An 11,841-nucleotide genomic window follows, 5' to 3' on the forward strand; every position below is an offset into this window, starting at 1 on the left:
AGGGCGCAGCGGCGCGCCGGGCCGGTCGCGGCTCAGGGCTCCGGTGCGTCCTCCGCCGGTGGGGTCGCGGTGCCGACCGAGAGGAGCTTTTGCGCCAGGGCGCGGGCTCGGGTCGCGAGTTCGGGAGGGTCGAGGATTTCGAAGTCGTGTCCGAGCATGACGACGTGCAGGAGGATGGCGTCGAGGGATCCGGCGCCGCTGAGCACCTCGCAGCGCTCGTTTCCGCGTGGTCGTACGACCGCAGCCGAGGCCGAGATCCGGGTACGGACCGTGTCGGCCGACGCGTGCACGAGCAGGCGTGCCCGGTGCGGGTAGACCCGATTGGCCACGCCCTCCTGGACGTAGGCGGCCGCGTCGGGCGCGCTGCGCGGGTGGTAGCGCCAGGTGCGCGCCGCGACATCGGTCATGCGGTCGACGCGGAAGGTGCGCCAGTCGTCGCGATCGAGGTCGTAGGCGAGGAGGTACCAGCGGCGATCGGAGGCGACCAGGCGGTAGGGCTCGACCCGTCGCCGGCGTACCGCGGTCCCGGACGGATAGTCGAAGCCTGCCTCGACCTCGTCGCGGCAGGCTGCGGCAAGTGTCATGAGTGTCGAGGGGTCGATCGCCGTGGGGCCGGCGCCGAAGGATTCCACCGAGGCGGAGAGCGCGCGCACCTCGTGTCGTAGCCGGGTGGGCAGTACGCGGTCGAGTTTGCTCAGGGCCCGCAGCGCGGCGTCGCCTGCGCCGGGGACCGCTCCGGCGGCTCCGGCGATGAGCGAGACCACGGTGGCGATCGCCTCCTCGTCGTCGAGCAGCAGCGGCGGCAGGTCCGTGCCGGGGCCCAGTCGGTAGCCGCCGCCGATCCCCGGGTCGGCGTGTACCGGGTAGCCGAGTGTGCGCAGTCGTTCGACGTCGCGCCGTACGGTGCGCGCGGTGACGCCGAGGCGGCCGGCGAGTTCGGGGCCGGTCCAGGCCCGGCGCTGTTGCAGCAGGCCCAGGAGGGTGAGTACTCGCTCGGTCGTGCGTAGCTCGTCGCCGTTCGCCGCGTCCATGGCGCCCACCCTGGCAGAGATCGCGGACCGAAACGGTCCGCATGTGGTGTCAGGGTGGTCCGGGGCGACGAGGAGTACTCGTGGTCGACGAAACTCGTCACGCAGCCCACGACCGACCCCGTCACGAACCCCGTCACGAACTCCGTCGCGAACCCCGTCGCGACATCCGCCACGAACGAACGGAGCAAGCCGATGAGCCGCCACATCCAGGTCACCTTCGACGCCCACGACCCGCGGGCGTTGTCGTGCTTCTGGCGCGACGTGCTCGGATACGTCCACCCCGGGCCGCCCGGGGTGGACGTGCCCGAGGGCGTGGATCCGCTGTCCGCGTGGGACGACTTCCTGGCGCGGATCGGCGTACCCGAGGAGCAGCGCAACACGCGCTCGGCCATCGAGGATCCGCAGGGGCACGGTCCGCGGGTGTTCTTCCAGCAGGTACCGGAGGACAAGGTCGCCAAGAACCGCGTGCACCTGGACGTGCGGGCGGCTCCCGGGCTCCGGGGGGAGGAGCGGATGGCGGCGCTGGAGGCCGAGTGCGCGCGGCTGGTGGCGCTGGGGGCGACGCGGGTGCATCGCGAGGAGCCCGCTCCGCCGTTGGGTACGGGCCACATCGTGATGGCCGACCCCGAGGGCAACGAGTTCTGCCTGGACTGACGGGACCGATCGGACTGACCGGACTCTTCGAGCCGAGCGGACTGGTCGGAATCCAACCGGACCCGACCGGGACTGCCGTGGGGACGGCCCCGACTCGGGACGCGGATCCCGGTGGCCCCGGCCCGGCGACGCTTGCCGGGCCGAGGGCTTCCGGGAACGACGGCCCCGGCAAGCTGTGCGGGGATGTCGAACTCGTCCGGTTGCCCGACGTGTTCGTGCCGCGCGGGGTGCCGGGCGACGATGCCCGGCCACCGTTGTCGGGGCCACGCTCGTCGGCCGGAGCTGTGCCTCGCGCCGTCGCGGGGATGGGCGTCTCCTACCGGGGGTTCGCCCCGGGGGCGTCGTCGGTGCGGGTGGGTGAGTTGCGGGCCAGTTCGGTGCGGTTGGCCACGCCGAGCTTGGCGTAGGCGTGTGCGAGGTGGGTCTTGACGGTGCCGCGTCCGATGAAGAGTTCCGCCGCGATCTGCGGGTTGCTGAGTCCGCGGATGGCGAGTTCGGCCACCGAGCGTTCGGCCGGGGTGAGGCCGGCCCAGCCCGTCGCCGGCCGGGTGCCGCGGCGGCGTTCCCGAAGTGCGCGCTCCGCCGCCTGGTCCAGGGTCAGGGCGCGGCCTCGGTCCAGTGCCGTGGCGAATGCGGGTCCGTCCGGCAGGGGCGGTCGGGCAGCGAGGTAGTCGGTCTCGCGGCGGGCTCGCTCCGCTGCGCCCAGGAGCAATCCGGTCTGCTCGGGTGTGCCGGCCAGGGTTGCCAGCGCCTCCAGGCTGTCGATGCAGCCGAGGACCAGGCCGTGCCGGAGGCGGATGCGCAGGGCGTCCCGATGCAAGGCGGTCGCCGCCGTCGGATCCTCGGGGGCGGTCAGCTGTGCCCGCTCCGCCAGTGCGACGGCCCCCAGTTGTGGCATCGCGGCGAGGGTGGGGGAGGACTCGGCCTGCTCCAACCGCCGCCGAGCGCCTGCCGGGTCGCCGGCGAGGCGCAACGCGGCCGCGTGGGTGAGCAGGAGATCGGGTGTGATCGCATGTCGTTCCCGCTCGCACCAGTGCAGCGCCTGCGTCGCGGCTCCCCGCCACAGCGCGACCTGGGCGCGGGTCGCGGACCAGCCGGGAACGTAGGGGGCCGTCGAAGCCTCGTCGATCACCCGCTGCAACTCGTCGAGGATCGCCTCGGCCTCGTCCGGTCGGCCGCGCAGGGCGACGATGCGCGCCAGACCCCAGGCCGCGGTGCCGATCCGGACGAAATCGTGCAGTGGGGCGGCGGCGTCCCTGGCGCGGATGGCGGTTCGCTCGGCTGCGACCAGGTCCCCGGTGTGGGTTCGGCCGACGGCGAGGGCGGCGAGCCCGGTGGTGGCGATGGCCCGGTCGCCGCGCCGGAGCAGTGCGGTTGCGGACCGTTCGAGTCGGTCGAAGGCGGCGGCGTGGTCTTCGCCGAGTTGGTCGATCAGGCCGACGAGTACGCCGGCAGCGTCGCGGCTGAAGTCGTCGCCGCCGGCCTCGGCTTCGTGATGCGTACGCAGGGCGAGTTCGCGTGCGGCGGCGAGGTCGGTGTGGAGCAGGCCGATGGCGACCAGTTGTTGCGCGAGGAGCGTGGTGCCGAGGTCGCCGGCGTCCCGGCCGAGTGCCGCGGCGCGTTCGGCGGCGGCGAACGTTTGCGGGTCGGGTTGTACGACCTCGCCGATCAGGGCGAGGGAGACCAGTACGCGGGCCTGGAGTGCGTCGTCGTTGCCCGGGTCGAGGTCGGCGGCGCGGCGGAGCAGGTGCAGCCCGGTGCGGTCGCCGGTGAGGTGCCACCACCATGCCGCCTCGACGCACAGGCGACGGCCGAGGTCGGGGTCGCCGCCGGCCAGGCACCACCGGGCCGCGGCCGGTAGATCGGACCGGAATTCCCGGACACGTTCGCGCCACCGGTCCTTGTCGGTGGCGGCCAGTGGTCGGAGGGCCCCGAGCAGGTCGAGGTGGGCCTGGGCGTGCCGTCGGCGGGCCCGGGTCTCCTCGCCGGCTTCGCGCAGTCGGGCCAGCGCGTACTCGGCGACGACCCCGAGCATGCGGTGTCGTGCGCGGGGGCCGGAGACGTCGCAGACGACCAGGGATTTGTCGATCAGGCCGCGCAGTGCGCGCAGCAGGGCGTCGACGGTGTGGTCCTCGTCGGACAGTGCCCGGACGGCGTCGATGCCGAAGTGTCGGAACGGGGCGAGTCGGCGCAGCAGGACACGTTCGTCGCCGGTGAGGAGCCGGTGACTCCAGTCCATCGAATCGGTCAGGGTGCGTTGCCGGAAGGGGGCCGAGGGTCGGCCGCCCTCCGGCAGCGGGTGGTCGGCGTCGTGGTCGAGCATGGCCGCGATCTCGTGGAGGGAGAGGGTGCCGGCCCACGAGGCCGTCAGTTCCAGGGCGAGCGGCAGTCGGTCGAGGCGATCGCAGATGCGGCGGGCCGCGGTGCGTGCGGCGGTGTCGGTGGGGTCGGCGTCGGCACGTTCCAGGAGCAGGTCGATCGCCTCGGTCAGGACCATCGGGGTCAGTCGCCGGACGCGTTCCCCGGTGATGCCGAGGGGTTCGCGGCTGGTGGCCAGAACGGTGAGGCGGGGGCATCGTCGCAGGGCGACCTCGACGAACGCGGCGGCGCCGGCGCGTACCTGTTCGCAGTTGTCGATCACGACCAGGGTCGGGCCGTCGGCCAGCGCGGCGGCCACGGCGGCCGGATCCGAACGCGGTTACGGGTACGGCGAGTGCCTCGGCCACGCGCTGGGTGACGTGGTCGTCGTGGGACGCCTCGGACAGGTCCACCCACACGGCGTCGTCACCGGCGGTCTCCCGTGCGGCTCGGATCGCCAGCCGGGTCTTGCCGCAGCCGCCCGGGCCGGCCAGCGTGAGCAGCCGGCTGCCGGTCAATGCCTGGCGGATCGACTCCAGTTCGTCGGCCCGGCCGACGAACGACGACAAGTCCGCGGGGAGGTGGATCACCATGGTCGAGGAGTCTGCCACCCGGCTTGCGCAAGGTCCGCGGGGCGGGGTGGGGAAGGTCCGCCACCGGGAGTGCGGAAGGTGGGTCGGCCGAGGTGCGAAAGGTCTGCCACCTCGGTGCGTAGGTCTGCCACCCGGGTGCCGAAGATCTGCCACCTGGCAGATGTTCCGGTTCGGCTCGGCGTCCACGATGGAACCACACCGAGCGGGAAAACCGGGATCGAGGAGAACGACCATGAGCGAGACGACGACGCGGCACACGGGTGGACGCACCGTGGTGGCGAACTTCACCATTTCGCTGGACGGATATGTGACCGGCCCGGGCGGCGAGGCCGACATGGGCTGGATCGGTCGGCATGCGGTGAGCGACCAGGCGCGGGAGATCCTGACCCGGATCGTCAACGGGGCAACCACGGCGCTGCTGGGCCGGAAGAACTACGAGGGGTTCGGTGGCTTCTGGCCGGCGGTCGGCCGGGACGAGAACGCCGATCCGCGTGACCGCGCGTACGGGCGGTGGCTGGACGAGGTGGAGAAGGTGGTGTTCTCCACGACCCTGACCGAGGTGAACTGGACCGGCGCCCGGATCGTCGACGGCGATCCGGCGGAGGTGGTGCGGCAGTTGCGCGGTCGGGACGGCGGGGACATCGTGGTCCAGAACAGCATGAGCCTGATCCGCGCGCTGCTGGCGGCGGACGAGGTGGACCGGATCTGCATGATGTTGTGCCCGGAACTCTCCGGCGGCGGCGCCGTGTTGTTCGACAAGGGCTTCCCGTCGACGTCGTGGAGCCTGACCAATGCGACCAGCACCGACACCGGGGCCGTGGTATTGACCTACGACCGGCTGCGGGCGGCGGCGCCTGCGGCGAACTCGGCCGGGGAGAACCGAGGGGCCGCGAAAGCAGCCCACATTGCCTGACACCGGCCGTCGGCACGGATGCGGATTGCGCATGCCGCCGGTAGGCCTGTTGCTACGGCCAGGTCAGACGGGTTCCGGTCAGCCACTCCAGATACCAGTCGCGGAAGTCCGGCCCGGGGATCAGGGAATGGCCACAGCCGATGTCGTCCGTCCATACTCGGCCGCGGCCCGGCCCGCTTACCACCAGACGGTGGAAGGAACCACAGCCGATCTCGGCGACGACGAGCGAGCCGGTGAACCAGCACGGTGAGAAGTCCTCCTCGCCGGGAGCGTGCTCGGCGCAGACCGACCGCTCGGGGGAGGGCCGGAACGGGCCCGTGTGCGGGAAGGGGACGCGGAGGAGGTCTGCCCAGTCGGCGCCCAGGTCGCCCTGCGCGTCCGCCCACGCTTTGCTGTCGAACTCGTACAGGCCGTAGGCCGGACCGGCGCCGCCACCGCTCACGGTGGTGAGGAACGAGCGGTAGGAGGCCGGGAATTCGACACCGTGGCGCTGCTCGAACCCGGCCACGACTGCCTCCTGGACCGGCGGAGCCAATGCCCAGCGGTGCCGGCGCGCACTGAGGTCCCGGCAGCCGGCGTCGGCCTCGGCCTTCACGCGAAGCCGCTCACGTACTTCGTCGGCGTCCCACACGTGCCGAATCGTACCCGGGCTGCCGCGAAGTCTGGGCTTTTGATCAGGAGTTCGGGGTTCCAGGCGAGGAAATCCATGCTGCGGCCGACGATGTAGGCCGGGTACGGGCGCATGGTCTCCAGGAGCGGCTTCGGATGCGGGCATACGGAACGGCTCGGTGCGGGCGGCGGGCCGGGGCGTACCGGGCGACGTGGGCGGCCAACTCGCCGGCGGCGGCGTGGGGGCCCTGTCATTACCCCGAGAGCCCCCGACGTGCGCCGGGCCTGCGCCGAGGCGTACGGTCCGCCGTCCGAGCCGACGGCGGTCTCGCTCACGGAGCTGCTGGGTGTGATCGGGGCGCATCAGTCTGGCCTGCGCACGCTGCGCCGTCGGGTCGGCTCACTTCCCGCAATCACGTCTTTCGGGTGTCGAGTCGTCGGTGAACACCCTTGCCAATAGCGAGCGTTCGGCGATTTCGAGGGATCCGGGTCACAGGTCGGCCGCGATCGGGGAGTGATTCGAATTCATCGCTGCCGGGCGGGCCGAGGGCGACCTAGGCTCGGTCCGGCTGAGGGGGATCCATGCGAGAAGCCGAGATCGCTTGTGGATGTGCCGACTTCGGGCGGATTCCCGAGGCGGTCGCCCACTGGTGGACGAACGTCCTGGCGGGGGTCGCGGTCGCGGCCGTGATTCTGCTGGTCCTGCTCGCTGCCGGGATCATGGCGATCCGGGCAGGCGGCGACACCGTGGCGGGGCTGCTCGACCGCCCGGGAGGTGTCGAGGACGAACCCCCGGACGACCGGGCCGCCGACGCCGAAGGCCGTCTGTCCTTCTTCGCCTGGTGCGACGGCCAACCCGACCCCGGAGATGACACGCCCAGAGGTGTGGCGACGCCCGACACCACGAACGACCGGCCGTAGGCGAAGCGTTCGACGCGGTCCAAGCGGTTGAAGAGTCGAAGGGGCGAAGTCATCGGCGGCTGCCGCGTCTACGTCCCCGTGACTCCGTCGATGCCTTCTCGAAGGAGATCGGCATGACCGTTGTGTCGCGCGTATTCCTCGATCATGTGCACCATGATCCAGCGCAGAGAAATCCCGGAGCCGCCCAGCGCTTCGGCGTCCTGTTGTGACAGCCGGCCGGAGTCGTCCAGCGATGCGGTGGTGATGAGTTCACGGCTTCGAGCGATTTCGCCCTGCCAGACGGCGATCACCTCGTCGAGTCGCCGGTCGGGCCGAAGGGTGAAGCCGTCGGCGCCGCTGTCGTCGAAGACCGGGGGCACATCCCGGCCCGCGAACACGCGTTGGAACCAGTTGCGTTCGACTTCCGCCATGTGTTGGACAAGGCCCAGAAGTGTCATCGACGAGGATGCCGTCGAGGCCAGACGTAATTGATCGTCCTCGAGGCCGGAGCATTTGAGAGCCAGGGTGCCTCGGTGAAAGTCGAGCCAGGCATCCAGCATGGCGCGCTCATCGGCGTATGCGGGTGGGATCACCCGTCCATCCGGTGTCGTGGTCATGGTCCAACCCTGGCATGGGCCCGGCGCGGCGGTCGCCAAGACCGTCGAGGGCGTCTCGTCGGTGCACCTCCGGGCGGTACGCGGTCACCGACGTGATCCTGGACTCGACCCCCGGAAGCAGCCGGTCCGACGCCACGCTCGTCCGACTGCGCCGGGAACCGGCCACCCAGGCGGCACGGTGTCCGTCCCGCCCGACCCCGGAGCGGCGTGCCGCGCCGTGCACGGGTTTCAACCGGCCGCCTTCCGCACGAGTTCGGCGATGCGCGCCTCGCCGGCGGCCGTGAGTTCGTTGAGGGCGTACGACGTCGCCCACATCGCGCCGTCGTCGAGGTTCGCCTGGTCGCTGAAGCCGAGGGTCGCGTACCTGGCGTTGAACTTCTCCGCGCTCTGGAAGAAGCAGACAACCTTGCCGTCCCGGGCGTACGCGGGCATGCCGTACCACAACTTCGGCGCCAGATCCGGTGCGTTCTCCTTGACGATGGCGTGCAGCCGCTCGGCCATGACCCGGTCGGAGTCCCGCATCCCCGCGATCTTCGCGACGACGGCGGCCTCCGCCTCCGCCGCCTTGGCCGCCTTCGATCCCGCGCGTGCGGACGCCTTCAGCTCCTGGGCGTGGTCCTTCATCGCGGCGCGTTCCTCGGCCGAGAACCCCTCGAACGACTTCTCGGTCGCGGTGGTGCGCGCGGCGGACTTCTTCGTGCTGCTCATGGCGGGTCCCTATCGGTAGTTCCGGATGCCGTGTGTTTGTGTCTGTATGTCGGTGTATCCGTGTGTTGCCGTATTCGGCTGTTCGTACGTCGCTGCGTCGGCCCATCGGCGGCCGGGCCCGCGTGCCGGAGCCCGGCGTGCCGCCCCCGTGACCCGCGCGCCTTCGCCCGAGCCGACCCTCACGGGCCGTTACCCGAAAAGTGTCGGCGTCGTGCCTGTCATCCCCACGCGCCGGCGACCTGGCGAGTCGTGGCGTTGAGCCGGTTGAACATGTTGGTGACGCCGATCATCAGGACGATCGCGGCCAACTGCTTCTCGTCGAAGTGGGTGGCGGCCACGTCCCAGACCTCGTCGCTCACCGCGTCGGGCCGGTCCGCCAGCCGTGTCGCGGCCTCGGCCAGTGCCAGCGCCGCGCGCTCGCCTGGGCTGAAGTACGGGGCCTCCCGCCACGCGGCGACCGCGGCCAGCCGCTCGCCGCTCACGCCGGCCTTGAGGGCCGTCTTGGCGCCGGCGTCGACACACGCGCTGCAGCCGTTGATCTGGCTGACCCGCAGGTGCACCAACTCCAGCGTCTGCCCGTCCACGCCACCTGCGTGTACGACCGCGAAGATCTCCTGAATAGGCTGCATCGCGTCGGACAGCACCATGGCGGGGTTCCGCATACGAGACCGCATCTCGGTGTGCTCCTCTTCCGGTTGTCCGGATCGGCGCCCGGTCTGCCCGGGTGATGTATCCATGACAGCCGAACCGGCGTGCCACGACGACCTCGATGGGACGCCGTGGGACAGCCGGAACGGCCGTGAACAGCGAAAACTCGACCCGGAAAGCTCTCACCGGGACGGGACAGGAAGGCAGGATCCGATGGATGTGCGCCCGCGGACCGACAAGGCCGAGCCGCAGGACGAACTGGCGGCCCGGCTGCGTCTGCTCCAGGAGCTCTCCGGCCTCGGTGTACGGGCCCTGGCGCGCGACACCGGCCTCAGCTCCTCGTCCCTCTCGCGCTACCTCAGCGGGCAAACCGTGCCGCCCTGGCCCACGGTGATCGCGCTCTGCCGGCTCGTCAAGCGCGACCCCCGCCCGCTGCGCCCCCTGTGGGAACGCTCCTCGAACCCCCTCCCCGCACCGCCCCGGACCAGCCGCCAGGCCCGGCCCACGCCCCGCAACGACCTGCCGCGCGACGTCCCGGACTTCACCGGACGCCACGACGCGCTCGCCGCGGTACTCGCCGCGGTCGACAGCCACCGGGTGGTCGCCGTGGACGGCATGGCAGGCGTCGGCAAGACCACCCTGGCGGTACACGCCGCCCACCGGCTTGCCGCCGACTACCCCGATGCCCAGCTCTACGTGGACCTGCACGGCTTCACCGAGGGCCGGGAGCCGCTCGACTCCGGCTCCGCGCTGCGCATGCTGCTCGCCGCGCTCGACGTCCCCTCCGAGCGGGTCCCCCAGGAGGGCGTCGAACAACTGGCCGCATGCTGGCGGTCGGAACTGGCCCACCGCCGCGCCGTCGTGCTCCTGGACAACGCCGTCGACGCCGACCAGGTCCGTCCGCTGCTGCCCGGCGCCGGCCCCTCCGTCGCCCTGATCACCAGCCGCAACCGACTCCTGGGCCTGGACGAGGTCCCCCCGGTGTCGCTGGACGTGCTCAGCCCGCAGGAAAGCGCCGAACTCCTGGCCCGTGCGAGCGGTGATCCCGGCGGCGCGGACGGTCGACTGGCCCGCGAACCGGAGTCCGCCGCCGAGGTGTTGCGCCTGTGCGGCCATCTGCCGCTGGCCCTGCGGCTGGCCGCGGCCCGGTTGCGCCACCGGCCGGGCTGGACCGTGGGCGTCCTGGTCGACCGGTTGTCCCAGGGGACCGGGGAGTTCGACGCCGCGTTCGCGATGTCGGTACGGCAGTTGCCCGGGTCCCAGGCCCGCCTGTTCCGCATGCTCGGCCTGCTGCCCGGATCGACCTTCGACGAGTACGTGGTCGCGGCCGTGGCGGACGTCCCGGTGAGCAGCGCCCGGGCCGTCCTCGAAGACCTGCTCGACGCGCACCTCGTCCAGCAGCCGACCGCGGACCGCTACCGGCTGCACGACCTGGTGCGCGAGCACGCGCGTCGGGCCGGTGCGCAGCAGGACTCGGCGGTCGCGCGCGAACGCGCGCTGGGTCGGATGCTCGACTACTACGTACACGCCACCGCCGCCGCCGACGAGGCGATGGCATTCCTGGCACCCGGCCGACCGGCCACCGCGGGCCGAGCCCCGGCGGAACTACCCCGATTCACCGACAAGAACGCGGCCTTCGCCTGGCTCGTCGCGGAATACGAGAACCTGATCGCCGTCTTCGAGATCGCCGACGCCATCGGGGCCGACGCGCACGTATGCGAACTGCCGCGTTTCATGCGCGCGTACTTCGCGCGGCGCTGCGGCACGACGCATCTCAACCACCTCTTCGAGCGTTCCTTGGCCGCCGCGCAGCGCCTGGACGATCCGCTGCACCTGGCCGAGGCGTACAGCGACCTGGGATTCGCGCGCTACAACGCGGGACGGATGGCCGAGGCCGACGCCGCGTACGAGGCCGCCGAACCGTCGTTGTCCCGGGCCGGGACCGTCGGGGCCCGGGCCGAACTGGCCATGCGCCGCGGCTATCTGAGGTGGGATCAGGGATACGTCCAGGAGCCGCTCGAACTCTTCCGGACGGCGGGAAAGGCGTACGAGACGGCCGGTTGCCGGGCCGGGGCTGCACATGCGGCCGCATCCGAGGCATGGGCGATGCTGCAACTGGGACACCGCGAGGAGGCGGCGCAACGCGCCCGCGACGTCCTGGACATGCCGCACACCGACCCCGCCTGGCCGCCCACCCTGACCGCCCGGATCACCCTCGGCGTGGCCATCGCCGGCGACGAACCCGACGAGGCGGCGGAACACCTGCGCCGGGCGCTGGAATCGGCCCGCGCCGACGGGCACCTGAACAACGAGGCGTGGTGCCTGAACTGCCTGGGCGTGGCGCTGCGTCGGATGGGCCGGCACGAGGAGGCACTGGCCAGTCACCGGGAGGCGTTCGCGCTGCTGGACGAACTGTTCGAGGAACACTGGAAGATCCGCTTCCTCAACGACTACGCCGAGACCTGCCGGCTCGCGGGCCTGCCCGAGGAGGCGTTGCGGCTGCACCGACAGGCGTTGGAGGTGGCGCCGGCCCTGGGCTACCGGCACGAGGAGGCCCGGGCGCACGAGGGAATCGCCGTCCTGCTCGAAGAGGCGGATCCGGCCACGGCCGCCGAACACCGCGGGGCGGGACAGGCCGTCCTGCGGGAGCCGGACGCCGTGACCCACTGATCGCTTCCGAACCGGGGCTCACGGGTCCCTCCCCGACCGGGCCACTGATTTCTTCCCGGCCGGGGCCCACCGGTCGCTCCCCGATCGGGGCTCACCGATCGCTTCCGGTCCGGGCCCACCGATTGCTTCCGGCCGGGCCC

The 11,841-nt window shown here is 71.9% G+C and carries 10 protein-coding genes and 1 pseudogene; 4 read left to right on the forward strand and 7 right to left on the reverse strand.

The annotated features are described in order from the left end of the window. Nucleotides 1–32 precede the first annotated feature (32 nt). Complete coding sequence (locus ACIBM5_RS25970) at nucleotides 33–1,031, reverse strand: helix-turn-helix transcriptional regulator (RefSeq protein ID WP_396009026.1); 999 nt, start codon at nucleotides 1,029–1,031, stop codon at nucleotides 33–35. Nucleotides 1,032–1,223: 192 nt separating this feature from the next. On the opposite strand from ACIBM5_RS25970, the gene ACIBM5_RS25975 reads away from it, so the two are divergent. Next, a complete protein-coding gene (locus ACIBM5_RS25975) occupies nucleotides 1,224–1,685 on the forward strand; it encodes a VOC family protein (RefSeq protein ID WP_396009027.1) in 462 nt (153 codons plus the stop codon). A gap of 316 nt (nucleotides 1,686–2,001) precedes the next feature. On the opposite strand, the gene ACIBM5_RS25980 is transcribed toward ACIBM5_RS25975, so the two are convergent. Beyond that, nucleotides 2,002–4,362, reverse strand: coding sequence for a LuxR C-terminal-related transcriptional regulator (locus ACIBM5_RS25980; RefSeq protein ID WP_396009028.1), 2,361 nt, complete (start codon nucleotides 4,360–4,362; stop codon nucleotides 2,002–2,004). Nucleotides 4,363–4,868: 506 nt separating this feature from the next. Between ACIBM5_RS25980 and ACIBM5_RS25985 the strand changes: the two genes are divergently transcribed. Continuing rightward, complete coding sequence (locus tag ACIBM5_RS25985; protein ID WP_396009029.1) at nucleotides 4,869–5,549, forward strand: dihydrofolate reductase family protein; 681 nt, start codon at nucleotides 4,869–4,871, stop codon at nucleotides 5,547–5,549. Between the two features lie 52 nt (nucleotides 5,550–5,601). On the opposite strand, the gene ACIBM5_RS25990 is transcribed toward ACIBM5_RS25985, so the two are convergent. Then, nucleotides 5,602–6,180, reverse strand: coding sequence for an SMI1/KNR4 family protein (locus ACIBM5_RS25990; RefSeq protein ID WP_396009030.1), 579 nt, complete (start codon nucleotides 6,178–6,180; stop codon nucleotides 5,602–5,604). Between the two features lie 53 nt (nucleotides 6,181–6,233). Further along, nucleotides 6,234–6,400: pseudogene (locus tag ACIBM5_RS25995) on the reverse strand (transcriptional regulator); the annotation flags it as partial. A gap of 340 nt (nucleotides 6,401–6,740) precedes the next feature. On the opposite strand from ACIBM5_RS25995, the gene ACIBM5_RS26000 reads away from it, so the two are divergent. Further along, complete coding sequence (locus ACIBM5_RS26000) at nucleotides 6,741–7,079, forward strand: hypothetical protein (protein ID WP_396009031.1); 339 nt, start codon at nucleotides 6,741–6,743, stop codon at nucleotides 7,077–7,079. 68 nt (nucleotides 7,080–7,147) lie between these two features. On the opposite strand, the gene ACIBM5_RS26005 is transcribed toward ACIBM5_RS26000, so the two are convergent. From ACIBM5_RS26005 to ACIBM5_RS26015, 3 genes are all read right to left on the reverse strand, one after another. Continuing rightward, nucleotides 7,148–7,675: a DinB family protein gene (locus ACIBM5_RS26005; RefSeq protein WP_396009032.1), complete on the reverse strand. Its 528-nt coding sequence runs from the start codon at nucleotides 7,673–7,675 to the stop codon at nucleotides 7,148–7,150. A gap of 228 nt (nucleotides 7,676–7,903) precedes the next feature. Then, nucleotides 7,904–8,383, reverse strand: coding sequence for an iron chaperone (locus tag ACIBM5_RS26010; RefSeq protein WP_396009033.1), 480 nt, complete (start codon nucleotides 8,381–8,383; stop codon nucleotides 7,904–7,906). Nucleotides 8,384–8,601: 218 nt separating this feature from the next. Then, on the reverse strand, nucleotides 8,602–9,057 hold the full coding sequence (locus tag ACIBM5_RS26015) for a carboxymuconolactone decarboxylase family protein (protein WP_391583421.1): 456 nt from the start codon (nucleotides 9,055–9,057) through the stop codon (nucleotides 8,602–8,604). Between the two features lie 187 nt (nucleotides 9,058–9,244). Here ACIBM5_RS26015 and ACIBM5_RS26020 point away from each other — a divergent pair, with 187 nt between their 5' ends. Further along, a complete protein-coding gene (locus tag ACIBM5_RS26020) occupies nucleotides 9,245–11,701 on the forward strand; it encodes a tetratricopeptide repeat protein (RefSeq protein WP_396009034.1) in 2,457 nt (818 codons plus the stop codon). Nucleotides 11,702–11,841 lie beyond the last annotated feature (140 nt).

The sequence above is a fragment of the Embleya sp. NPDC050493 genome, from assembly GCF_044458105.1.
Taxonomy (GTDB): Bacteria; Actinomycetota; Actinomycetes; order Streptomycetales; family Streptomycetaceae; genus Embleya.